Annotated in this window: 22 protein-coding genes, 1 other RNA gene and 1 riboswitch; of the genes, 5 read left to right on the forward strand and 18 right to left on the reverse strand. The window is 41.1% G+C overall.

Annotation, left to right across the window (positions count from 1 at the left end; all coding sequences use genetic code 11):
• Window positions 1–2 precede the first annotated feature (2 nt).
• The 4 genes from JOC78_RS04275 to JOC78_RS04290 form a co-directional block, all read right to left on the reverse strand.
• Complete coding sequence (locus JOC78_RS04275; protein WP_204553247.1) at window positions 3–236, reverse strand: hypothetical protein; 234 nt, start codon at window positions 234–236, stop codon at window positions 3–5.
• Window positions 220–3,852 carry a dynamin family protein gene (locus tag JOC78_RS04280; RefSeq protein ID WP_204553248.1) on the reverse strand — a complete coding sequence of 1,211 codons (3,633 nt, stop codon included), beginning with the start codon at window positions 3,850–3,852 and terminating at the stop codon, window positions 220–222. Before JOC78_RS04280 ends, JOC78_RS04275 begins: the two co-directional genes overlap by 17 nt.
• A gap of 471 nt (window positions 3,853–4,323) precedes the next feature.
• Window positions 4,324–4,848: an isoprenylcysteine carboxyl methyltransferase family protein gene (locus tag JOC78_RS04285; protein ID WP_204553249.1), complete on the reverse strand. Its 525-nt coding sequence runs from the start codon at window positions 4,846–4,848 to the stop codon at window positions 4,324–4,326.
• Window positions 4,848–5,918 carry a type III polyketide synthase gene (locus tag JOC78_RS04290; protein WP_204553250.1) on the reverse strand — a complete coding sequence of 357 codons (1,071 nt, stop codon included), beginning with the start codon at window positions 5,916–5,918 and terminating at the stop codon, window positions 4,848–4,850. The genes JOC78_RS04285 and JOC78_RS04290 overlap by 1 nt, the downstream gene beginning before the upstream one ends.
• Window positions 5,919–6,063: 145 nt before the next feature.
• On the opposite strand from JOC78_RS04290, the gene JOC78_RS04295 reads away from it, so the two are divergent.
• A complete protein-coding gene (locus JOC78_RS04295; RefSeq protein ID WP_204553251.1) occupies window positions 6,064–6,522 on the forward strand; it encodes a chemotaxis protein CheX in 459 nt (152 codons plus the stop codon).
• A gap of 82 nt (window positions 6,523–6,604) precedes the next feature.
• Here JOC78_RS04295 and JOC78_RS04300 read toward each other — a convergent pair whose 3' ends face one another.
• Both JOC78_RS04300 and JOC78_RS04305 read right to left on the reverse strand, forming a co-directional pair.
• Window positions 6,605–7,912 carry a nucleobase:cation symporter-2 family protein gene (locus JOC78_RS04300; RefSeq protein ID WP_204553252.1) on the reverse strand — a complete coding sequence of 436 codons (1,308 nt, stop codon included), beginning with the start codon at window positions 7,910–7,912 and terminating at the stop codon, window positions 6,605–6,607.
• Entirely contained in the window at window positions 7,909–8,493 is a 585-nt protein-coding gene (locus JOC78_RS04305; RefSeq protein WP_204553253.1) for a xanthine phosphoribosyltransferase, read from the reverse strand. Before JOC78_RS04305 ends, JOC78_RS04300 begins: the two co-directional genes overlap by 4 nt.
• Before the next feature lie 123 nt (window positions 8,494–8,616).
• Window positions 8,617–8,718: riboswitch (purine riboswitch) on the reverse strand.
• 255 nt (window positions 8,719–8,973) lie between these two features.
• Between JOC78_RS04305 and JOC78_RS04310 the strand changes: the two genes are divergently transcribed.
• The 3 genes from JOC78_RS04310 to JOC78_RS04320 are packed head-to-tail and all read left to right on the forward strand — an operon-like array spanning window position 8,974 to window position 11,283.
• Complete coding sequence (locus JOC78_RS04310; protein ID WP_204553254.1) at window positions 8,974–9,135, forward strand: cytochrome c oxidase subunit 2A; 162 nt, start codon at window positions 8,974–8,976, stop codon at window positions 9,133–9,135.
• Window positions 9,136–9,154: 19 nt separating this feature from the next.
• The gene (locus JOC78_RS04315) at window positions 9,155–9,637 is read left to right on the forward strand and encodes a cytochrome c oxidase subunit II (protein WP_204553255.1); all 483 of its coding nucleotides are present in this window, start codon (window positions 9,155–9,157) and stop codon (window positions 9,635–9,637) included.
• Window positions 9,634–11,283 carry a b(o/a)3-type cytochrome-c oxidase subunit 1 gene (locus tag JOC78_RS04320; RefSeq protein WP_204553256.1) on the forward strand — a complete coding sequence of 550 codons (1,650 nt, stop codon included), beginning with the start codon at window positions 9,634–9,636 and terminating at the stop codon, window positions 11,281–11,283. The genes JOC78_RS04315 and JOC78_RS04320 overlap by 4 nt, the downstream gene beginning before the upstream one ends.
• A 54-nt stretch (window positions 11,284–11,337) precedes the next feature.
• Here JOC78_RS04320 and JOC78_RS04325 read toward each other — a convergent pair whose 3' ends face one another.
• From JOC78_RS04325 to JOC78_RS04380, 12 genes are all read right to left on the reverse strand, one after another.
• The gene (locus JOC78_RS04325) at window positions 11,338–12,855 is read right to left on the reverse strand and encodes a carboxypeptidase M32 (protein WP_275581992.1); all 1,518 of its coding nucleotides are present in this window, start codon (window positions 12,853–12,855) and stop codon (window positions 11,338–11,340) included.
• Between the two features lie 87 nt (window positions 12,856–12,942).
• Window positions 12,943–14,088 (reverse strand): THUMP domain-containing class I SAM-dependent RNA methyltransferase, encoded by a 1,146-nt coding sequence (locus tag JOC78_RS04330; RefSeq protein ID WP_204553257.1) that lies wholly within the window; start codon window positions 14,086–14,088, stop codon window positions 12,943–12,945.
• Between the two features lie 33 nt (window positions 14,089–14,121).
• Window positions 14,122–16,179 carry a sensor domain-containing protein gene (locus JOC78_RS04335; RefSeq protein ID WP_239586988.1) on the reverse strand — a complete coding sequence of 686 codons (2,058 nt, stop codon included), beginning with the start codon at window positions 16,177–16,179 and terminating at the stop codon, window positions 14,122–14,124.
• 141 nt (window positions 16,180–16,320) lie between these two features.
• An RNA gene (rnpB, locus tag JOC78_RS04340) (RNase P RNA component class B) lies at window positions 16,321–16,711 on the reverse strand.
• 70 nt (window positions 16,712–16,781) lie between these two features.
• Window positions 16,782–17,099, reverse strand: a complete 318-nt coding sequence (gpsB, locus tag JOC78_RS04345) for a cell division regulator GpsB (protein ID WP_204553258.1) — start codon at window positions 17,097–17,099, stop codon at window positions 16,782–16,784.
• Window positions 17,100–17,183: 84 nt separating this feature from the next.
• The gene (locus JOC78_RS04350) at window positions 17,184–17,744 is read right to left on the reverse strand and encodes an SLOG family protein (RefSeq protein WP_204553259.1); all 561 of its coding nucleotides are present in this window, start codon (window positions 17,742–17,744) and stop codon (window positions 17,184–17,186) included.
• 129 nt (window positions 17,745–17,873) lie between these two features.
• Entirely contained in the window at window positions 17,874–18,110 is a 237-nt protein-coding gene (locus JOC78_RS04355; RefSeq protein ID WP_204553260.1) for a CotD family spore coat protein, read from the reverse strand.
• A gap of 331 nt (window positions 18,111–18,441) precedes the next feature.
• Window positions 18,442–19,728: a ribonuclease H-like domain-containing protein gene (locus tag JOC78_RS04360; protein ID WP_204553261.1), complete on the reverse strand. Its 1,287-nt coding sequence runs from the start codon at window positions 19,726–19,728 to the stop codon at window positions 18,442–18,444.
• A 12-nt stretch (window positions 19,729–19,740) separates the two neighbouring features.
• The gene (locus tag JOC78_RS04365) at window positions 19,741–22,011 is read right to left on the reverse strand and encodes a DEAD/DEAH box helicase (protein ID WP_204553262.1); all 2,271 of its coding nucleotides are present in this window, start codon (window positions 22,009–22,011) and stop codon (window positions 19,741–19,743) included.
• Window positions 22,012–22,233: 222 nt separating this feature from the next.
• A complete protein-coding gene (locus tag JOC78_RS04370) occupies window positions 22,234–22,635 on the reverse strand; it encodes a YppG family protein (RefSeq protein ID WP_204553263.1) in 402 nt (133 codons plus the stop codon).
• 60 nt (window positions 22,636–22,695) lie between these two features.
• Complete coding sequence (locus JOC78_RS04375) at window positions 22,696–23,052, reverse strand: YppE family protein (RefSeq protein WP_204553264.1); 357 nt, start codon at window positions 23,050–23,052, stop codon at window positions 22,696–22,698.
• A 90-nt stretch (window positions 23,053–23,142) separates the two neighbouring features.
• The gene (locus tag JOC78_RS04380) at window positions 23,143–23,385 is read right to left on the reverse strand and encodes a hypothetical protein (RefSeq protein WP_204553265.1); all 243 of its coding nucleotides are present in this window, start codon (window positions 23,383–23,385) and stop codon (window positions 23,143–23,145) included.
• A gap of 429 nt (window positions 23,386–23,814) precedes the next feature.
• Here JOC78_RS04380 and recU point away from each other — a divergent pair, with 429 nt between their 5' ends.
• Window positions 23,815–24,420 carry a Holliday junction resolvase RecU gene (recU, locus tag JOC78_RS04385; protein WP_204553266.1) on the forward strand — a complete coding sequence of 202 codons (606 nt, stop codon included), beginning with the start codon at window positions 23,815–23,817 and terminating at the stop codon, window positions 24,418–24,420.
• Window positions 24,421–24,502 lie beyond the last annotated feature (82 nt).

Here is a 24,502-nt window from a genome sequence, read left to right on the forward strand (position 1 = left end):
ATCTATTCCTCCCTTTCGTCATTCAACTCTTGATCTTCAAGTTTCTTCTTCATCAGTTGAACGACTTGATCCTTTGGGCTCCAGCAGTTAAATTTGTAGCTCGGCTGGGTCTCGTACCCCAGCCGGCTGCAGAAGTAACTCATTCCATTGGCTGTTTTTGACGGTTCAAAATGGCGGCATGTGGCACAGCAATGAAATTGATCAACTACTTGCTTTCGTTTATCTGGCGAGCTCAATAACCTTTTGCTCCCATTCTTCGATATTCTCCGCACGATCCAAAACTTCAAGCCATGCTGCAAATTGTTCAGAGCTGTCTGAGGCAATTGTTTCTTTAATCAGCTGCAAGCCTTCCTGCAGCTCTTGATTGACCCAATTCCACAAAATCTCTTTTTGAGTCTCCAAGTATTGATCGGCCAGTTCAGATAAAATGTCTTCAAGCTGCGCTTGCATCACTTGCTTTTCATTTTTCTCAAAGAAGGATTTGGCATTTTTAAATACGGATAATGCCTGGCTGAATCTCGTGAGCGACTCCTCTTGAAAAGCAGTCACAAACTCAGGTGTTTCTTTAGATGTCCATTCAATCGGCGTGAACAGAAGCTGAGGCTGGATGGACTGATAATGCAGCTGTAAATTTGTATACTTTTCATTTAACAGCTGGTGCGTATGATTTTCTGCCCGTAAGCTCGTTGCTCGCATTTCTTGGGCTAAATCGTAGCCAACCGAATCTAGAAGCTCTTTCAGCGATTGATTTAAGAGAGCCTTCACATTCCCATTGCCAGAAAAAACGGCCGGGTTAAATGATTCCTTAAAGAAATCAGAGAATCGATAAAACACGCGCTGTTTTACATAATAAATTAATTCATTCACTTCTTGAGACAGACGTTTTTCCATTAAAGCAGGTGTTTCGGATGATAAGTGCGTTTGGACACTGTTATTTTGACTGTTAAGCTCCTGTGTCTTTTGCTCTCGGTTATCACGATTTTCTTTAGCTGTTGCAACAAGCTGGCGCAGCTGTTCTAAGCCGCGATTCCACTCTGCCTCTGCTGACTGCACGGCCATCTGAGCTAAATCACCATTTAAAAATTGATGGAAAGACTGTTTGAATGGCAGCATATTAGAATGAGGATGATCGAGTTCCCCTCTTTCCGCTTCTTGAATGGCTTGAAGACTGGAAACACCGAATAATCTCGGGAATCGAATGCCGTATTGAACAAGCTGATCTTGCACATAAGTAAGTACGTCTTGTAATTCTTCCTCGTCTTCAGCTAAGTCAATGGCATTGACGATAAAGAACATTTTATCCAGTTCAAACGCGTCTTTTACACGGCCGAGCTGAATCAGGAATTCACGGTCTGCTTTGGAAAACGCATGATTATAGTAAGTGACAAACAAAATGGCATCAGAATTTTTAATGTATTCAAATGCGACACCAGTATGCCGGGCATTGATTGAATCCGCGCCTGGAGTATCAACAAGCGTCACGCCTTGTCTTGTAAACTCGCAGTCGAAATAAAGGTCGATTGATTCAACGAAACAGCTTTGCTTTTCGTTGGCGACAAAGCTTTGAAAAGACGGCAGATCTACCGTCAGCGTTTCTCCTAGCTGATCTTTATATTCCATAAAGCCGTCATGGAATGCTTTTAAGAAGGATAAATGAATCTTTTCCCGGCCTTCCCCATCATTTGTTTGAAGGAGTTTCGGAATCAGCTGATTCGCTTCTGAAAGCGTACGTGCCTCGACAGAAAAGAGTTCGAGTGAATGCTGCAAATCTTTCAGCATCTGGTTTTCTGTTTTCAAGTGAACCGCAGCCGTACGATGAAGAAACTCGTCTGTCGGCGGATGAATCCGGTTCACGGCAGCCGTTGTCGGATTAGGTGAAACAGGCAAGACCTTTTCACCAAGCATGGCGTTCGCAAAAGAAGATTTCCCCGCACTGAACGCACCGAACAAGGCAATTGTATATTTTTGTTGTTCCAAACGATCCGCTTTTTGTTTTAAGCCATCAATAAACCGCTGGAAGCCTGGGATGCCGTCAAGTTCTTTCCCCATCTTTTTCAGCTTGGAAACGGTGTCACTCACAGCAGTCGCCGGTGATTCTTGACGCTCTGTTTTAGCTGCAGCTTTTACCTCTTCCTCCACAACTGGTTTTTCAACTATGTCTTCCTGGCCGTCAAAGATCGCCACTTTTTCATTTTGTTCTTTCCATTCTTTGATAAGTGCCTCCATGCGGTCAGGAATCGCAAGTTCTGGCTGATTGAGTAAATGGTCAAGATCAGATTGACGTTTCTTCTCTGTATCTTCCAATTGGCTTAACTCTTCGATCGCCACGCGTTTTTCATTCCAGACAGACCATGTTTCTTTAAGCTTCTTCGTATCCTCCGCAAACTGCTGCTGCATTTGAACAACTACTTCATCTTTCCAATCATCTGTTTCCTCTCTGGCAATTCTCTTCAGTTTAGCCGCTACCTCATCACAATAATTAAGGACATAATCTCCCGTCACCCGCGCGCCTGGCTTTACCGTTTCAGTAATGACCGTTTCATCAAACGGCACTGTCAGCTCTTCTGCTTCTAGCTGCAATCCATCATGAATCAGACCGCTTGTTTTCAGCCACTTGGCTGAGACTTGGCGAAGATGCCATTCAAGCTGCGCCTCCGTCTTTTCCTTTAAATCATCCATTAGCATCTTTAGACGTCTGGCTTGTTCTTCTTCCGTTTTCTTTTTGCTGAAAAAGAGGCCTACTTTAAAATCAGGCTGAACAGACTCTAAATAGGATTTAGCCAAATCCCGCGTCGTAGCAGGCATTAAGTAGGCGTTTTCTAAAACCTTCGCGCGGTTTGCCTCATACTCTTTTGACGCAGCTAATGCGTCCTTATTATTGAGCTGCTCTTTCAGCTTCTCTTCATTTTGGATGATCTCTTCCTCATCCCACGCCTCCCCCAGCAGCTCTAAATTGATTTCTTTTTGCTCTTGCTGCGTTTCCTTCAGCCAATGGAGATGCTCGCTCACTAAGCGGCTGACCATTGTATTGGCGGAATGAATCGACAGCTCTTCTCTGTCTCTCATACTCGTATGTATTAATTCTTTCACTTCATCAAAATCGTTATATGGCAAATCTCGGTTTTTTAAGCTTGTAAAGAAAAAGCGTTCAGGATGAACATTCCATGAAGCAAATGAATCATAGACTGATTGCTGAAAATCTGTGAATGCCAGTTCTTCTTCACGATGCTTATCCACTTGGTTAATAATTAAGTACAGCTTGACTCCATGTGATAAAAGATCTTTCGTGTAAATGAAATTCAGCTCTGACTGTACATGGTTATAATCCATGACATACAAGACCATATCCGCTAAATGAAGAGCCGATTCAGTTGAAATGCGGTGGGCATCATCTGTAGAATCCACACCTGGTGTATCCATTACCGTTACTTCCGGCGGCAGGCTTGACTCGCTATGCCCAATTTCAATCGTTTCCACTTCTTCTCCGTTTTTACAGAACTCTTTTACTTTCTCAAAACGGTAAGGTGCGGTAAATAATAATGGTTCCTTATTTTTATAATAAACCTTTGCGAAATCTTCTTCGGCTTGATGGATCTTTACAAGATTAGCACTCGTCGGAATCGGGCTTGAAGGCAATAGTTTTTCACCCGTTAATTCGTTGATCATCGTAGACTTTCCGGCCGAGAAATGTCCGCAGAACGCAACGATAAACTCTTCTTCATGGAGCTTTCTTAAAAATAGCTTTGCTTTTTCAGCCCGTTCTTCATCTCCGTATTTCGAAAACAATTCATACAGGCTGACTGTTTTTGCGATGATTTGAGTCATTGGTTTTTGTGCAGCTGCAAGTACCATTCTGTCATATCCCCTTATTCAAAAAGTTAACATTTTGTGTCTTTTGTTAACATTTTGTGTCTTTTGTTATCATTCTATTGTATATGATTTCTACACACATTCCTATCATTAAAATGTTCATATTTTCAGATAACGCAGTGTAAGCTTGCGGTTTAACAGAACATGCTAACATTGATGTAAAAGATTGACACCGTCACCTGCGAGAGACAAAAAGACCCAATTCATCTGAATTGGGCCTTTAAATATTGTTCATTCATATGTAAATGTCTATTTTTTGTTTTAGTTATGGGGTGCTGATGGATTTGAAACATGATCCATAACGTATTTCATCAAGCCGCCATATCCCACTACCGTTGCTGCAACGAACATCCAAACCATTGATTGCACCATCCTTATGTTATTAATTGAGAATAACTATCATCTTCAATCAAATAATAACACGGCCGAGAATGATTTTCAATAGCAACTTGATTATTTCTGAAAAATCTGTTGATAATTTGTTCCCTGTTTCAACGCTTCTTCTTCTGAACGTTTGCGAATATAGAGAATGACTTGATTGAAAATAGAAAACAAAATAAGTGTGAAATAGGCTTGAAACAAGAGAGGGATGACGATAAATTCGAGTGTGACAACGAAGTAGTTAGGGTGTTTCAAGAAACGAAACGGTCCCTTTGACACGACGTTGCTGCCTTTTAACACAATGATCTTCGTGTTCCAGAAATACCCCATGGATAATATAATCCATACTCTCAGGGCTTGCAGCACTGCAAATAGCAGGAGTAAAACTGGCCACAAAGGTGACAGTTCTTTTCCCCACACCGTTACTTCCGCATAGAGAGAGACAAAGAACAATAGATGCATCATGACCATAAAAGGATAATGGCTTTGGCCAAATTCCTCCGCCCCTCTAGCTTTCATCCATCTTTCATTTCTGCGGGCGTAGAGAAGTTCACCTAATCTTTGACAGGCTAATATGATAAAGAACAGCTGAAACATTACTCCCACCTCATTAAGATCATTTCTGAACTGAAACCGGGTCCAAGTGCAAACAGAAGTCCCAAATCATTCGTTTGGATACCGTTTTCAAGATATTCTTTTAAAACGAATAGAACTGTCGCAGAAGACATATTTCCATATTGAGATAACACTTTTCTAGACAAAGCGATTTTCTCCGGCAAAAACCCTAGACTGTTTTCATAGGCTTGAAGCACTTTTTCTCCTCCTGGATGAGCGACGGCATGCTGAATATCTTCGATCGTCAGTCCTTCACTTTGCAAGAATTGCTCTATTTGCGGGTGAACCCACTCTTTTACTATCGTTGGAATATCTTTAGAAAAGATGACATACAGCCCTTCATCCCTCACATCCCAGCCCATAACATCTAATGAATCCTTCATTAAAACAGATTGAGTTTTAAGCATGGACGGCTTCAACCCAATTGACCGTTTAGACAATTCGCTCTCTTCTCCTGAAACAAGCACACACGCCACTCCATCCGAAAATAAGGAAGTGCCAATCATATTGCTTTTTGATAAGTCCTGGGGCTGAAATGTCAGGCTGCACAGTTCGGCTGCAATCACTAATACATTAGAAGAAGGATACGCTTTGCAATAATCATGTGCTCTTGAAAGCCCTGCTGCTCCGCCAGCACACCCAAGCCCCCAAATTGGCACGCGCCTGACTGTTGGCTGAAAAGGCAGCTGATTCATGATTCTTGCTTCTAAACTGGGAGTAGAAATCCCGGTTGTACTGATCATAAAGATGGCATCAATGTCTTGATAGGCCGCTTCTGCTGGCTTAAAACAATCGTTAATAGCCTTTATGCATAATTCAACAGCTGATTCAATAAACAGCTGATTCTTTTCACTGAAAGTATGCTGCTTACCGTACCATTCAATCGGCTTGGCCAAATGCCGCTTTTGGATTCCGCCATTTTTAAATACAGGCAGCAGCCTTTTGATATTAGGATACGACTTCTCAAATAGTTGAAGGACAAACTTCTCCACGTCTTCTTGCTTTACTTGATAATCAGGACAAGCTGTGCCGACTGATAAGATTTTAGACATAGACACCTCTCCGATCCACCCGAAACATCATCCGCTGTTCCGGACATAAATTTTTCATAAAAAATCCAGTAAACCCCTTCATTTAATACTTTATACCTGTGAAATTTATGCTATTATATAGTTATTCACCAGATGGAGGAAAATTATGAGCACAAATGCAACGATTACTAGCACTTTAAATTCTGTGATTGAAGTTATCAAAAGTGTCATTCCGGTTCCAGTAACGGTAGGAAGCCCCTCTTTAACTCAAGAACCTTTTCAACATGAATCTATTGGCGTATTCGTCGGCATTACTGGTGATTTGCCAGGCAGGCTGATGATTGAAGGATCGGCAGAAGGCTTTGGAAAGCTCGGCTCCGTTATGTTCGGTATGCCTATCGAAGGAGAAATGATCGAATCTTTTTCAGGCGAGCTCGGAAATATGGTGGCTGGGAACCTCGGCTCAAATCTTTTCCAAAAAGGAATAACCATTGATATTACCCCGCCTACAATTATTGTAGGGAATTCTAAATTATACGGATTTAAAAAAGCCATTCAGCTCCCAATCAAGTTTGAGAACGCTGGAGAATTTCTCATTGTCTTAAATATTGAAAATCAAGAATAACAAAAAAGCTTCGTTCAATGGCGAAGCTTTTTTCACCCCTATAAAAACAAGCGCCTGAATTAAATTCAGGCGCTTGTTCCGTTTAGGAAACTCTCTGTTCATTAAGCTTAATGACTCTTTTTTGTTTTTGTCCGATTTCATTAAATACAATATTTAAAACAATAGCTGTCATGCTTCCGGCAACTATTCCATTTCCCGTTAGAATTTGCAGGCTTTTTGGCAAGCTTGAAAATAAGTCTGGCACTACCGTTACCCCAAGTCCCATTCCAACTGCACAAGCAATAATTAATAAATTCTCCTGAGAAGTCAGATCAACTTGACTGAGCATTTTGATTCCTTGTGCCACAACCATGCCAAACATGGCTACCATGGCGCCTCCAAGGACAGCAGGCGGAATGATCGTCGTAAAAGCACCAATTTTAGGAACAAACCCTAAGATGATTAAGAATGCCGCTGTATAGTAGATCACGTTTTTAGATTTCACACCTGACATTTGCATTAATCCGACGTTTTGAGAAAATGCGGTGTATGGAAATGCATTGAACAGGCCTCCAAATAGAATAGCTAAACCTTCTGAACGATACCCTTTTGCCAAATCTTTTTCCTTAATTTTTTCATTGCAAATATCAGCTACCGCAAAATATACGCCAGTTGATTCGACTAAACTGACCATCGCAACTAAGATCATCGTTAATATGGCTGTCCACTCAAACGTAGGGGTTCCAAAATAAAATGGCTGCGCCATATGAAACCAAGACGCATCTTTTACTGGTGTAAAATCCACTTTCCCCATAAAGAAAGCCAAGACCGTTCCAGCCAATAAGCCGATTAAAACGGCAATGGAGCGAATAAACCCTTTAAAAAAACGATACAAGCCAATGATTAAAAATAATGTAGCGAACGCAAGACCAATATTAGGCAAAGAAGCAAAGTCAGGACTGCCCACTCCCCCCGCCATATTATTCATCGCGACAGGAATAAGCGTGATCCCAATAATCGTTACAACTGATCCCGTAACGACAGGAGGGAAGTACCGGACGAGCTTGCTGAAAAAAGAAGACACCAGCAAGACAAAAAGTCCTGATGATATTATGGCTCCATAAATGGCTGAAATGCCATAGGAACCACCAATTGCGATCATCGGGCCGACTGCTGTAAACGTACAGCCTAAAACGACCGGCAAGCCGATGCCAAATGCTTTGCCTTTGTACACCTGCAGAAATGTGGCAATTCCGCACATTAAGATATCAATTGAAACTAAATATGTAAGCTGCTCCGGGGTCAATCCTAGCGCACCGCCGACAATTAAAGGAACAATTACAGCTCCGGCATACATCGCTAGCACGTGCTGCAAACCCAGAGAGGCAGTTTTTATTCTTGATGTCTTCATACGGACACCTCCTCTTTAAAGACAACACGGCCATCTTCAAGTGATTGAATTCTCGCTAATGATTCCACTCTCACCCCTTGCTGCCGCAAATCGTTTCCTCCTGGCTGAAAAGCCTTTTCAATCACAATGCCAATTCCTGCGACTTCCGCTCCTGCTTGCCTGGAAATATCTAGCAGACCTAACGCTGCCTGTCCATTTGCCAAGAAGTCATCAATAATCAACACGCGGTCATTTCGATCAATAAATGGCATAGCCACAGCAATTTTACTAGTCACACCTTTAGTAAATGAATGGACATCGGCTGTATATAAATTTTCTGTTAATGTAAGTGATTGACGTTTTCTAGCGAAAATTAATGGAACATCCAGTTTTAATGCTGCCATTAAGCTTGGCGCAATTCCGCTCGATTCAATCGTTAGAATCTTAGTGATCTTCTCTTTCTCGAACCTGCGGGCAAATTCTTCTCCCATTTCCTTCATAAGAACCGGATCTATCTGGTGATTTAAAAAAGAATCCACTTTCAACACTTCGTTAGATAGAACCTTTCCCTCTGTCTGAATCATAGACTTTAAACTTTCCATTGTTATGCCCTCCTATACTGTAAGCGATCATTTGGGCACAAAAAAACCCAAAGATCATTCCACACTTCAAAAATTGAGTGAAGCAATGCCCTTTGGGTTGACGAAATAACAAAAAAGAGTACATTTCGTCCACTGCTCACTCATAGTCGGATCATTTACGGTAACCCGGTAGAAACTTGCAGGCCATATCCCTGCCTTTATATGAGCGAAAATTATTAATATAGTCATATTATAACAATATTAAATAGAAATTCAATATAAATACGAACATTTTTAAATTTATTTTTTAAAATATTCGTGATTTGTTTTTAGGTTCACTTTTTCTATTTAATTGAAGAATTTATCAAACTATTGAAATATTAAGATCTTCACACTTATTTCACAAAAATCTTTTGTATATGTGATATTTGTCACAGATACATTCCGTTTCTATCTTTAAGATAGGTTTAAAGATGTAACTAACAGGAAGGAGTGAGTTCCTTGGCAAACTTACAAACAAAAGAGTCCCAGGAAACAGAAATCAAAGTGAACCAGGAAGATCCGGAATCACTAAAAGGAACTTTGTATTCAGTTTTTGGATTAGGATTATTTCTTGTCATTACTTGGTTTGGTGTATTCGCTTTATTTTTAGGTCGTTTTTAATTGAAAGGAGTAATCATTCATGCACATTCATCGTTATGAAAAATGGTGGCTGACATTCGGTTTAGCCTCATTAATAATTTTCCTGGTGATCTTGGGCATCAGCGCCTTTCACCAAGGGCATCAGCCTCCGAGCGCGAAAGCCATTATTAATTATGAGCAAGTTGATCAAATTAAGCCATTTAATGAACCTGGCTTAAAGAAAGTAGAAGGAAAAGAGTGGGACTACGAATTGGTCGTTGTTGCTTCCGCCTTTTATTATGGCCCTGGGGAAGTTGAGATTCCTGAAGGAGCTAAAGTGAAAATTATTGCTACAACTAAAGACGTCGTTCATGGCTTTCAAGTAGCTGGAACAAATATCAACATGATGCTAGAGCCTGGTTACATCAGTGAATATGTCACGACATTTTCTAAACCTGGTGAATACTTGGTTATCTGTAATGAGTATTGCGGCACAGGGCATCACACAATGAAATCAATGTTTAAGGTGGTGGAAAAAGAATGAATACACCTATAGTGAAAGTAGATCGCCGCGATGGCCGACTGGCGATGGCCCATATGTATGTCGCTTTTGCCGCCCTTGCTCTTGGCGGGCTGGCGGGATTGCTTCAAGTATTTGTCCGTTCAGGACGGTTTGAATTACCAGCAAACATTGGTTACTATCAAGTATTAACTGTACATGGCGTTCTTCTTGGCCTTGTTTTAACTACATTCTTTATCCTCGGCTTCCAGCTGGCAGCGGTTAGCCGCACGTCCGGCACCCTTTCGAATGGTCAGCGCAAAGCTGCGTGGATCGGTTTTTGGGTGATGCTCATTGGAACAGCAATGGCTGCTGCAATGATTTTATTAAATGAAGCTACTGTCCTTTATACATTTTATGCACCATTGCAAGCACACTGGATTTTTTACCTTGGCTTAACATTCGTTGTTGTCGGCAGCTGGATTGTCGGCTTTGCACAAGTGGCAAAATATATGGAATGGCGCAAGCAAAACCCTGGTCAGCCGAGCCCGTTGATGACCTTTATGGCCGTGATCAATGTTGCGCTATGGTTTGTGGCGACTCTCGGAGTTGCAGCTGAAGTATTATTCCAGCTGCTGCCTTGGTCACTTGGTTTAGTGGAGCGTGTAGACGTATTAATCAGCCGTACATTGTTCTGGTACTTCGGGCATCCATTAGTTTATTTCTGGCTGCTGCCTGCTTATATGTGCTGGTATGTCGTTATTCCAAAAGTAGTTGGAGGAAAAATCTTCTCTGACTCTCTTGCTCGTTTATCATTCATTTTGTTCTTGCTATTCTCGATCCCTGTTGGCTTCCACCATCAGCTAGTCGAGCCGGGAATTGACGCGTTCTGGAAATTCCTTCAAGTTGTTTTAACATTTATGGTTGTCATCCCTTCACTAATGACAGCGTTCAGTCTTTTTGCAAGCTTTGAATTATACGGCCGTTCTAAAGGAGCTAAAAGCGTGTTCGGCTGGTTTAGAATGCTGCCTTGGGGCGATGCGCGCTTTGTTGTTCCATTCATTGGCATGGCCGCGTTCATCCCTGCCGGAGCTGGCGGTTTGATCAACGCTTCCAACCAGATGAACCAAGTCGTTCATAATACAATCTGGGTAACAGGACACTTCCATTTAACATTAGCTACATCTGTTGTTTTGACATTCTTCGGGATCGCTTACTGGCTTATCCCTCATTTAACAGGACGTGTATTAACTCCTGCGATGAACACATTAGCGATCGTTCAAGCGATGACTTGGACACTTGGTATGGCAATTATGTCAGGTGCCATGCACTGGGTAGGATTGCTTGGAGCTCCTAGACGCTCTTCCTTCTCGACTTATGGCGATGCACCGCAGGCAATGGAGTGGATTCCTTATCAAATCGCACAGGCGGTTGGAGGAACAATTCTTTTTGCAGGTATTATCTTAGTTTTAATCATCTTTGTTAACTTGGCATGGTTTGCTCCTAAAGGCGAAGAAGAATTCCCTATTGGAGAAGTAGAACCAAACGCTGAAAAAACACCAATGATTTTAGAAAACTGGAAAATTTGGCTGACAGTCACTGTAGCCTTAATCTTAGTCGCTTACACCATTCCATTCATGGATATGTTCCAGTCTGGACCGCTTGGTTCAAAAGGATATAAACTTTGGTAGAAGCTCAGTAAAAAGAAGCCTTCGTTGTTTGAAGGCTTCTTTTTGATTAATTACCTAATTGTTATTCAATTGATAGATATTGTTGTATTTCTCAGTTAAATAGTCAATTAAATATTGGGCCTTCAGCTCTTCACCCGTTGCATCACGAATGAGTTCTAGCGGTGTTTTCATTTTCCCAAATTGATGAATATGTTCTGTCAGCCACTGTTTAATAGGCGAATAATCGCCCTTTTCTACTAATAAGTCAAAATTAGGAAGTTCTTTCCTCATCGCTTGATGAAATTGCGCGGCGTACATATACCCAAATGCGTAAGATGGGAAATAACCAAAGTCTCCCCCCGCCCAATGAACGTCCTGCAGCACCCCATTTGTATAGGAGTCAGGAGTGATTCCGAGATACGATTCATATTTCTTATTCCAGAGTTCCGGTAAATCTTTTACTTCAATTTCTCCTTCAATTAATGATTTCTCTATTTCATATCGAATAATAATATGAAGACAATAAGTTAATTCATCTGCTTCGATTCGGATGAAAGAAGGTTTAGATTCATTAATGGCTTGATAGAATTGCTCTGGCAATATTCCATCGAATTGTCCACTGCTATAAGCTTGTAAACGTTCGTAATTATCTTTCCAAAAAGCGCGGCTTCTTGCAATTATATTTTCATAAAAGAGCGATTGGGATTCATGTATACCCATTGAAGCTCCTTGACATAAAGGAGTCCCTATTAATTCTTCCGCAATATTCTGCTCATAAATGGCGTGCCCGCATTCATGGATCGTGCCAAAGAGCGCCGTTCGGAAATCCATTTCATCGTATCTAGTCGTTATACGAACATCGCCAGGATTCAGCCCTATCGCAAAAGGATGCACGGTCTCATCGAGTCTCCCTGCTTCAAAATCATATTCCAATTTCCTTAAGAGCTCTACGCTTAATTCTCTTTGTTTTTCTTTAGGAAATGGTTTATGCAAAAAGCCCGTATCAAACGGCAACGATTTGTTCTTAATTTGGTCAACTAGCGGTAAGATGGCGTCTTTTAATTCTTCAAACACAGCATCTGCTACACTGACAGTCATTCCAGGCTCGTATATATCCAATAGCGTATTATATTTATGTTCGTTATAACCCCAATAACTAATAAACTTTCGCTTGAAATCCACAATTTTTTCTAAATAGGGTCTTAGAAGCTCAAAATCATCTTTTTCTCTCGCTTCTTCCCATATCAATTCAGATTGGGACTGGAGCATCGTATACTCCCGATATTCTCTTGCCGGGATTTTCTTGCTTCTCTCATATTCTTTTTTCGTTTCTTCGAGAAGCTTTTGAATAGGCGGGGCAAGCTGTTGATGTTTAGCAGACAGTGTGGCAATATAGGCGGCCATTTCCTCCGACACCGACATTTGAAACAGCTCTTCCGACAGCACACCGATCACTTCTAGCCGCTGCTGGCTCCCTTTTTTCGGTGCTCCTGTCCGTAAATCCCAAAATATTAAATGAAGCGCTTCCTTGTAGGCCTGCATTTTTTTAATGTACTCTAAAAAGTTCTTCTCCGTATCCTCTCTATTCTTCAATTATATTGCCCCCTTCTTAGAACGGATTCTTTATTATATTTTTTGAAAAAAAGAGACATTCCAACATAGGAGTGCCTCTCTAAACCATTATTTTTTTTCAGGGCGCGGTGGACGCTTGCCCCAGAATTGATAATAATCTGTCCGAATAAAACCGTTAAACAACTTTCTTTTTTTCGTTGCCTGCTTGCCGTAACAGTCTTCAAACTCTTCATGGGAGGTTAAAATATATATAGACCACGTCTCAAATGGCGCGAATGCTCTTCCCATTTCTTCATACATCGCTTCGACTTGTGGACGATCACCTAGACGTTCTCCATAAGGAGGGTTCGCCACAATGACTCCATATTCCTTCTTAGCCGTAAAATCCCTGACTTGCATTTGTTTAAAGTCGATCAAATCGCCGAGCCCTGCTTCGAAGGCATTTTGGTTCGCAATATCAATCATTCGGTGATCAAGGTCTGAACCAGTAATATCTAGAACTTGATCATACTTAGCTAAATCTTCAGCCTCTAAACGTGCATCATCCCACACTTTTTTCGGCATCCATTCCCATTCTTCAGAGATAAACTCTCGATTAAAACCTGGAGCAATATTCTGGCCAATCAGTGCTGCTTCAATAGGAATCGTGCCCGAACCGCAAAACGGGTCGACAAACGGCCGGTCTGGATGCCAATTCGTCAGCTGGACAAGTGCTGCTGCTAGAGTTTCTTTTAAAGGTGCGCCCCCCTGTCCGACACGGTAGCCGCGCTTGTGCAGCCCGGCTCCGCTGGCGTCGATCGTGAGCGTTGCCTTGTCTTTTAAAAGCGCCACTTCAATTTTATAGAGCGGACCTGTTTCACTAAGCCACGTTTCAATTTTATATTGCTTTCTTAATCGCTCAACGATTGCCTTTTTTACAATCGCTTGACAGTCAGACACACTGAAAAGGGTGGATTTAACTGATTTTCCCTGTACAGGAAATTCAGCATTGGCAGACAAGTACTGTTCCCAAGGCAAAGATTTTGTTTTTTCAAATAATTCATCGAAGGTTTTCGCTTGAAATTCACCAACTACTATTTTTAGCCGATCAGCTGTTCTCAGCCATAAATTGCAGCGGGCAATAGCTGTTTCATCACCTTTGAAGATTACTTTTCCGTTTTCTGTGCGGCACTCATATCCGAGGGCTTTCACTTCGTTAGCTACAAGCGCTTCAAGACCCATCGCAGCCGTTGCGATCAATGTATAAGTTGACATAATTTCACCCTTAATTTCACCAGTTTTTGTTCATTATTTTATCCATTGTGTTTCCCAAATATATAACAAGTCAATCAATTCTTCTAATACGACAGGCTTTGAGAAATAATATCCTTGTACGATATCACACTTTTCCTTTTGTAAAAAAGTTAGCTGGCGTTCGGTTTCCACACCTTCTGCTATCACTTTTAAATGCAGGCGATGAGCCATCGTGATGATCGCTTCGACAATCGAACAATCTTCTTCAAATTTCTCAATTCTTTTAATAAAGCTCTGGTCTATTTTTAAATAATCCAGCGGAAAGCGGTTTAAATAACTAAGTGACGAGTAGCCTGTTCCAAAATCGTCGACCGAAATTTTGAACCCTTGATTTTTCAGTTCCACCAATCGCTGAGTCGATGTTTTGGCGTTAGGCATAATCGTGCTTTCCGTCAGCTCTAATTCGATTGAACGAGCAGGGACATTTTCCTTTTCAAGAATATGCATGATGTGATCAACGAATTCATCTTGCAAAAACTGAAGAGGAGAGATATTAATCGCAAATTTAAAATTAGAAAAGCCCATCATCTCTAATGTTTTTAAATCCTTGCAAACTTGCTCAATCACCCATTCGCCAATGGAAATAATCAAGCCTGTTTCTTCGGCAAGAGGAATAAAATCTGCCGGGGAAACCATTCCCAGCCCCTCGTTTTTCCAGCGTAAAAGGGCTTCTACCCCTTCAATATGATTATTCTTTAAATTAATTTGCGGCTGATAGACCACGAATAATTCATTGCGCTCAATGGCTTTCCGAAGCTCTACCTCCATCGAAAGTTTCTCAGACGCATTGTTCATCATTTCATCATGATACACAGCAAAGCGGTTACGGCCGTGGTTTTTCGCTTCATACATGGCTTTATCGGCATTCTTTAATAGCTGTTCCACTGTCATGCCATCTTCCGGGAAAAAGCTGATGCCGATACTTGAAGATACATATGTTTCATGGCCTTCGATCCAAACAGGCTTAGACAGTACATCAATGATTTTCTCCGCAAGAACAAATGCTTCTCTCGGGTGTTTAATGTTGGATAAAGTCATGACAAACTCATCTCCGCCGAGACGGGCGATCATATCTTTATTCTTTAAAAGCTCTTTAAGTCTGCCAGATACTTCAATTAGCAGCCTGTCCCCTGCCTCATGGCCAAAAGTATCATTTATTTGTTTAAAACGGTCTAAATCAATAAACAAGACAGCAAGCTGCTGATCATATTTCTTCGCTGTCTTTAAAAGTGTTTCCATTCGTTTAATGTACGAATACCGATTAGCCATGCCCGTTAACGAATCATTGTGAGCAAGCTTTTTTAATTCTTTTTCAGCTAATTTTTGATCCGTTATATCTGTAAATACAGCGACATGATTAATGACTTTGCCTTTATCATTTTTGACACAGCTGATGGTCAGCCACTCCGGGAATACTTCGCCATTTTTTCGCTTATTCCAAATTTCTCCGCGCCAGTATCCTTTATTATTTAAAGAAGTCCACAGTTTATTATAAAACTCCTTATTATGAATACCTGATTGCAGGATATTCGGCGTCTTGCCAAGAACTTCCTCTTCTGTATAACCAGTTACTACTTGAAAAGCGGGGTTCACCGACAGAATTTTCCCCTGCATATCGGTAACCATGACCCCTTCATTAATATTATCAAAGACCTTAGCTGCCAATACTAATTCCTTTTGTGCTTTTTTCTGCTTTGTCATATCACGGAACACAATGACATAACGGCACGCTTTTTCAAGATGCTCTACTTTTCTAATATGCAGCCAAGCCGTATAAACTTCCCCATTAGGTCTTCTTTTAGCTACTTCGCCTTCCCAAAACTCATCCCCATTTTCGAGAAGCGTGCAAATGTCATCCAAATCAGAGGGCTGATAGAAAGTTTCATCATAAGACAGCCCCCAAATATCAGCAGATCCATAGCCTAGAATGATTTCTGCTTTTGGGTTTGCACTGATAATTTTTTTTGAAGCATTGAGTACAATAATGCCTTCCTGCATATATTTATATACAATTTCCGCCACTTCAAGCGATGTAAGCATTTGATTTTCCAAAAGGGATCTCCCCCTCTCCGCCCCATTATTCTTCAATCTATATTTGTCACTTTATGTATGATTTAGTATATAAAAGATGATATAAGAATAAAAGCTCCCCTGAAATAGGAGAGCATGGTTTAATTATTTCCCTTAATAATGTTCTGTAAGCCATGTTTTGTTCCTTCGTACTGCAATCGATTTGGGAAAATCTTGTACTCCGGCGGTAATCATCTGTCTCCGGATGTTAAACATCCGTCCTTCTTATTGTTCATTTCCTCTAAGAAGGTGCCCCTACCTAAATTTGGGTTTCTCACTCGTGGGGTTTACCTCGTTCCACCTTTATAATTTCTTATAAAGCTCCGTCACTGTGGCACTTTCAAGGTAGTCATGCCATATCCTAAGACTTAGGCATTTTCCCTGCCGTCAATCCAGCTAAAAGCCGAACTGCCCTAGCTTATTTTTTCGCTAGGCACGATCACTACGGGCATCTCAGCGCCGTGCGAGCATGGACTTTCCTCTACAGCAAAAGCTGCAGCAATTACCCGAACATTATTAATAACACTTAGCTATTATAGTTGAACCAAGCATTTTATGCAAGTACTCTGAGCATAAATATCCGCCTACTCGTTATACAATTTATCTCCAAATACATGGCGCTCCAGATTTGATAAGCGTTTTAAAATATCAAAATTGGTGGATCCAACCGCCTGTTGCGGGGCGGATGCCGGCTGTACCCGGCTGCTAGACGTTTCACTCAATTTTTTTAGTCGGAGGTTTTCCTGCTGAAGTTCTTCAATTGCTTGATGAAAGGCTTCATAATCTTTAATGATCACGTCAAGAAATTGATCGACTTCATCCGGATTATAACCCCTCATAGATGTTTTAAACTCTTTTTCCAAAATGTCTTTATCTGTAAGCTTCACTTTTTTCGATAACATTCCCGTCATCACCTCTATATAGTCCAATACAAATCCTATAATCATTTTTTCAAAAATATGCTCATTTGTCAATCATTACACGGCCTAGTGCCACTCGTCTTTATTCCTTTGCTCTTCTTCTATGAGAATCTTCATATCGTCAAAAGTAATCTGCCTGATTTCATAAGGATGTTTTTCTTGATAGCTTTTAGCAAGCTTCAAAAAAAATCCCGAAGAGCCTTCTTTTTCTTCATCATAAAACAACAGCAAACCTTCTGTTTTCTGCAATAAAAACTGATCACTGTTTCTGAATTGCCACGGGCCTTGATACGGTTCTTTCGATACAGATTCTACAAAATCCGCTCGAGCCAGTATTCTGTGATAATACTCCTTCGTTTCATCTTTCCACTTTTCCTCCTGATGAAGAAAAGGCGTGATCACCGCAAGCTTTAGATCTGGAAACTCTTTTTTAAGATCGAGGGTCACTTCTGCTGCCCAGCACTCGACCCCAAGTTTCCCATTAATTATTACCCATTCGAGTCCCGCATCCAGCAACTGCCTTAATTCGCCTTCTAATGCTTTCTTTATGTATAAAACACCAGGGTCGTTCGGTTTAAATATTCCTAATTCAAACGGTTTATAGCCTGTAACAGTCCAAACTGACATTCCTTTCTCTCCTTTCATTCCACAGAACCTCTGAGACCGTTAGTAAAAAAGTGAAGTCTTCTTGACTGCATGGCTACCTTATCAATAAAAAATTGAAAAAAGCAAGGGATGCGTCCCTTGCTTAAATGATTAGCGCATCCCAAATGGCGGACGGCCGCCGCAGAATAGCTGCTGGCTTTGTACTTGCTGAACATTTGATTGTGTTTGAGGAAAATAATGCTGATGCTGAAACATTTTAGTATTAACATTAGTTGTATGTGTTGGGTGTATATGCGGCACGATAAATTTTTCATATGAGTGAGTCTGGCAGCATTTTGTCGGATGAACGACTGCTGGTAATACTCGTGGTGGCCTGCATGGGTACATGCTGTTTCCTCCTTCCATATTTGCTATCCACATTCATAGTGTATGGCCGGAAGGGGGAACATGTACTAATCCAAATACCTATTTTACATGAAGCTATAGAAGCTGTCTTTTAAATTAGTCATGACAAAAGCAGTTAAGCAAACGAATACAAAAAATAAAACAAATAAAGCACGATACAAACTAATCCACCCCGTTATTATTATTATTCTCTGTTAATTCTGCACAATTCAACATTTTACAGCCTTTTGAACTGATTAACAATAAAAAAATGACATTTTTTTTAATAAGTTGCATCATTTGTCACCTGTTTTTTAAGGGGCAAGTTTCCTGATTATTTGTCTATTTTTTGTTTAATTAATTTTGACTTCAATCGACGGATCCGCTTTTCTGCATCGACTGCAAATTTATTGTTCGGTTGATTTGTCTTTACAAAAGCTTCAAGTTCTGAAGACAAGGCCTCTTCTGCATACGTTAAGGCCTCGGAATAATCTTTCAGATGATGTTCGTAATATTTACTCAGTTCGATCTTCGCCTCTTTTTGGCATTGCAAAGAGCCGTTTTCAGCAACTTCTTGCCAAAGACCCAGCGCTTCTTCCCATTTTTTGTTTCGTTTATAGTGATAAGAGAGGGCTAGTTTCGCTTCCATTGCTGCTTGTTGATCTGCTCCATCACTTTCAGCAATTTTTTCAAAAGCTTTTACAGCAGATTCATCTTCTCCTATATATTTAAACCATTTGGCAATCTCGATTTGCTCTCTGCTTGTTTGGGTCACATCTTTTTGCATAATATGCAAACTAATATGTGTATAGAGAGTAATTAAACTAAGGATATCTATTTCATTGTGTTTTAACACCTTTAGAATGGCTTCTGGATCTTTTCTTTCCACATAGTCAAAGTAGATCATCGGCGCTAAGTAGCCTGGGACATCTTCTACTCTGTTAATATGCAAAATATTTTTTTCGACATTGGCAAGTTTCACTGATTCCATGGTATGTTTCCACAGTCTCCTTGATGCATGAAACAAATCAAAATGTCCAAAGGCCGGCAGTTTAGGAACGTGATCCCGTACGAGTGTATGCCGTGTTTTCACTTGCGGCCAGTCAAAAGACTTTCCATTATATGTTACAAGCGTTGTGTAATCTACGTTTCTAAGGAAGCTATGGTAAAGGGCCGCCTCGTTCCCAGGCGAAGGAAGAAAATGCTGCCTGAGAATGACTCGGTCTTCCATTATACGGGCATATCCAAGCAGAAAAATGGTGTTGCCGACTCCGCCTCCAAGCCCGGTTGTTTCCGTATCAAAAAAGAACAGGTCACTTGCCTTCATTCCATCTGCTGACAAGGGATGTGTTCCTCCCCACTTCTCCCAATCACTTACGGCGGCTTTCGCTTGTTTAAACGAATAAAGTCCATGGATCGTATCTAACGGATATGTCACTTCCCGAATGAGGCAATATTGATCATCTAACTCATAGACCGCAGCTCCTGCCTCTTTCCAATCGTTCATGAACGGAATGTCTCTTTCATTTTTATCTTTCAAGTGAGGCTTTGTTTTCTTTTCAGCCGGCTCATCCCTCACAATATGTGTCTTCATTCTTTTCAGCTTGTTGGATAAGCTCATTCCATCGACTCCTTACACTAAAAACATTCGCAGGATCTTTAACGTATCTGTTTTGGCATGTTCACTTGAAGTATCGGTTCCAATACATGACGGGCAGCCTGATGTACACGGACATTGAGCAATCGACTCCTCCGCTTGCGTTAAAATATCTTCCATTTGTTTATATACTTGTTCACTCAGACCAATGCCGCCAGGGTAATGATCATAAATAAAGATGGTCGGCTGCTGGTTATGGCTTGCCTTTACTTGCGGAACCACGTGAATGTCCTTTGGATCACACATGACAAACAGCGGAATAATCCCTTTCAGACTGTATGCAGCTCCAATTAACCCATGCTCTAGCCGCTCTTCGGTTAATTCTTTCAATTCATCAGTTAATGAGACCCAGGCAGAGTTCGTGTGCAATTCCACTTCCGGCAAATGTATCGGACCCGATCCTATGTTTTCGTGTGTATCAAATTTGATCTTTTTGAAGATGGTTGCCATAGCGTGGACAGCAACGTCTCCATAGGAGGTGCTTACCTTTTCATTTTCCCGATGTTTATCTTCTTCAAGCACCTGAAGCTGAACCGCTAGATTCGCATCGGTGAAATAATCCACATCAACTTCTCGTACGTAAGCTTTCTTTTCTTCCCAATCAAGCTCTTCTACTTGAAATTGCACACCTTGGTGCAGATAAATCGCTTCGTCATGAAGAAGCGTCATCGCGCTGAAGCGGTCCATTTCCCCAATGACTGTATGGTTCGCCACATCAGATATATCAATAATAATCACATTTTCTTGTGAGGCAGAACGCAGGCTGATGTTATGAGCGGGGAACGAATCATTCATCCAAAACCATTGGTCATTATTTTGATGCAGAACCCGCTCTTCAGTTAAGAACTCTAGCACATCTTCTATGTCCGTCTGACCAAACTTGTCGCCTTGTTTAAATGGCAGCTCATAGGCCGCGCACTTAATGTGATCGACCAATATAACAAGGTTATCGGGATTAATGCGGGCAGTTTCTGGGTTTTTGTTAAAAAAATAGTCCGGATGTTCAATGATATATTGATCTAGCGGATCAGAACTCGCAACCATGATGACAAGCGACTCCCCATGACGGCGGCCCGCTCTGCCGGCTTGCTGCCACGCACTGGCAATTGTACCTGGATAGCCAGTCATCACACATGCCTGAAGCTGTCCGATATCCACTCCAAGTTCAAGAGCATTCGTGGAGACTACTCCATAAATATCGCCGCTCCTAAGTCCGCTTTCAATTTCTCGCCGCTGAGTAGGCAAATACCCGCCGCGATAGCCGCGAATCGATTTCGCCCCTAATTCATTTTTTACGAGTTCCTGCAGGTAAGTTAAAATAATTTCTACCCGGACTCGGCTTCTGGCAAAAATGATCGTCTGAATTTTACTTTTCAGCATGGCGCCAGCGAGCTTTCGAACTTCAAGTGTCGCACTGCGCCGGATATTTAAAGGCTTGTTCACAATTGGCGGGTTATAAAAGACAAAGTGCTTCTTCCCTTGCGGCGCCCCGTTATTATCGATTAATTCCACTTTCTTCTCAATCATCGCTTCTGCAAGCTCAAGCGGATTGGCGATAGTGGCAGATGTGCAAATAAAGACGGGATCACTGCCGTAATACCGGCAGATTCGCTGAAGCCGGCGAAGAACATTCGCGACATGACTGCCAAATACACCTCTATAAATATGAAGTTCGTCTAAAACGATATATTTCAAGTTCTCAAATAGCGAAACCCATTTCGTATGATGGGGCAAAATGGCCGAGTGCAGCATATCAGGATTCGTCATAATGACTTGACCTGATTTCCGGACTTTCTGCCTGATATTAGCCGGTGTATCTCCATCATACGTATAGCTGTTAATTGGGAGCCCCGCTTCTTGGATCAGCTCATTGATCTCGCTTTTTTGATCCTGTGCTAAAGCTTTCGTAGGGAACAGATACAATGCCCTTGCCTCTTTCTCTTCTAGCACAGATTGCAGTACAGGCAGGTTATAGCATAGTGTTTTCCCCGAAGCAGTTGGTGTAACTGCCACTAGACTCTTTCCGCTTCTTGCTGCTTCAAAAGCAGAAAGCTGATGGGTATATAATTGAGAGATTCCTCTATTGTTTAACGCTTCTTTAAGCAATGGATGCAGTTCAGCAGGCATTGGCAGCGTGACAGCCGCTCTCTCTTCGATCGTATGCCAGTGAACGATATTTTGTTGAATCGATTCTTCTTGATGAAGCCATTCAATGACTTGTTGAATCGTACGTTTATTTGAAAGCATCGCTGTTCACCTCTCGTCTATTCTACCGAACAAACGCTCCATATGAAAGACCGAAATAGATTGAATTTAGCCGTCTATTTGATACAGTCAATAGTTAATATTCAAATTTATCAAGCACCTGAGTCCCTTCAAACAGAGAAAATCAATGACTAAGTTTTACGCTCGTCCGGCAAAAATATCACAGCTGATTAAATCCACACAAAAAAACATAAGGCATCTACCCTATGCTTTAAAAAATCCTGTAATTCCTTTTAACATGCCCGAAAATTGATTGACAGTATTCACCATCATCCCAGCGGTATCGATGGCTTTACTAATATTAAACGAGCCATCGTCATTCTTGAATGACTGCATGACCATCGATGGTTTGTTCCCCATCACCTGCGTCGGATAAGGATAAGGGGCTTGTGGAGCAGCTGGATAATAGGAATAGAACGGCTCCTGTTTTACCGGCTCCATTTTGTAAAGCGGATGATCGTACATTCCGCTAGTATATGAAGGGTAATTCGGAATGGGCGGATAGCCGTTCATCGGCAGCGGCCCATAGTTTCTCGTACGGGGAAGGACCGGCTGCTGATAATAATAGAGGTCTGGTCTTCTGTATACATCCTCCCAATACTGCATCAACATTCCTCCTCGCTTATTGTCTCTTCATTTTATGAACGAGCAGGAGAATGTGTGCCTTTACTCTGTTTCTTTCGCCAATTGGTTTAAAACAAACAAAGTGGATTCTATATAGTTTTTAAAGCGGGTTAAGCTTGTTTGATAATAAAACGCTTGTACTGAAACTAATTCTAAATTTTCAACAGTTGCTTTTATTTGTGGCATATGCAAGTATTTCGGCTTTGCCTTGGCTTGCTTCAGCCAGTCCAAAGCCTCTGTTTCCCACTCTTTTGATAAGGCATGAACACGGTCAGCAAAGGGTTTGACTTCCGAATAAAAATCAGCGTTTTCTTTTTTCTCTCTTACTTGATAATATATTGAATTGGCTTCATGCACTAAAGCTAACAGTTCAAGAGTCAGTGTCTGCAATCTAGTCATATGTCAAGTCCTCTCGTTTTCAGTTCTGGATGCGGTTAGGTCTTCACATTCTATAAGGTTTCATCAAACACTTCAAGTAAAATTCATCAATCAGACAGGTTTGCAAGAGACTTTAAAAGATTGAACCATTTTATATGAAGACGAAGCGGCCAATAAAAATTCGGCTCCCTCCTCTAATAAATTAAGCCGGTTAATGACAGCTTCTTTCTTGCTCCATAAATTTGCATAGCGAGCTTCTTTGGTAGATTTTACTCTTCTTTTCAGCACATGCTCCATTTGTTCTACCTTCTCTTCAATGTCAGTTAATTCTTTTAATAATTCATCTCTTGTCATAGCCGCCGCCCCTTTATATAATTTATTGAAATTCACAGACATATTAAGCAGTCTTTTGCTATACATTTCTAGCGTTTTTTATGTTCTCCTTCCTGCCTGACAAAACTAGGTTTGATTCGTCAAAGATAGAACCAGACAGACAAAAATAAATCCTGATTCGACAATCGGCGCCTGATGGCTGATCTCTCCTATTATCAGACTGATAGAATCATATCCACCCTTCTGTAAGCATAGTTTCTTTAATGCAAGGAAATCAGTTATAGCTAATACAGTTGAAATTGCAGCGTTACATTGTTGAATCTTCCTATCACTCATCCCGATGATTGGCCGCATGCTGATGGAAAAAAGCGGAGAAGATTATGGAATGTTTTCTTACCCCATCGGCCATTTTTTCTGTTATGATATGTAGTATCTTGTGAGGTGGTTTTTATGGCAATAAGATATCCAAACGGAAAGAAATTCCTCCCTTCACCTGAAGCTGCTAGTAAAAAAACTCCCCCTAAATCCCATAGCTACAGCAACAGGGGCATGACGCTGGAGGAAGATTTAAATGCAACGAATGAGTTTTATTTAGACAGAGGGCTGGCCGTTATTCATAAGAAACCGACCCCGGTGCAGATCGTCCAAGTAGATTATCCTAAACGAAGCGCCGCTGTTATAAAGGAAGCATACTTCAAACAGGCGTCCACAACCGATTATAACGGGGTATATAAAGGAAGATATATTGATTTTGAAGCGAAAGAAACACGTAGCACGACAGCTTTCCCTTTAAAAAATTTTCATGAACACCAAATCCTTCATATGAAAGAAGTTGACCGGCAGCAAGGGATTGCGTTTGTCATCATCCGATTTTCCATGACTGAAGAAATGTACTATATGCCTGCTAGTCTCCTATTTACATATTGGGATCGAATGCAATCAGGAGGGCGGAAATCCATAACAAAACAAGAAATAGAAAAACACGCCTATCACATTCCCTTAGGTCTGCATCCAAGAATTCCTTATCTGTCCATCATTGATCACTACTTTCTTTAAGCCTTTATACATGGATAAGGATAAAAGACGGCACAACAGGAGAAAAATAGGTGAAAATAAACATTTATTTACGTTCATGCTA

The organism is Bacillus ectoiniformans (assembly GCF_016908875.1).
GTDB lineage: Bacteria > Bacillota > Bacilli > Bacillales > Domibacillaceae > Bacillus_BX > Bacillus_BX ectoiniformans.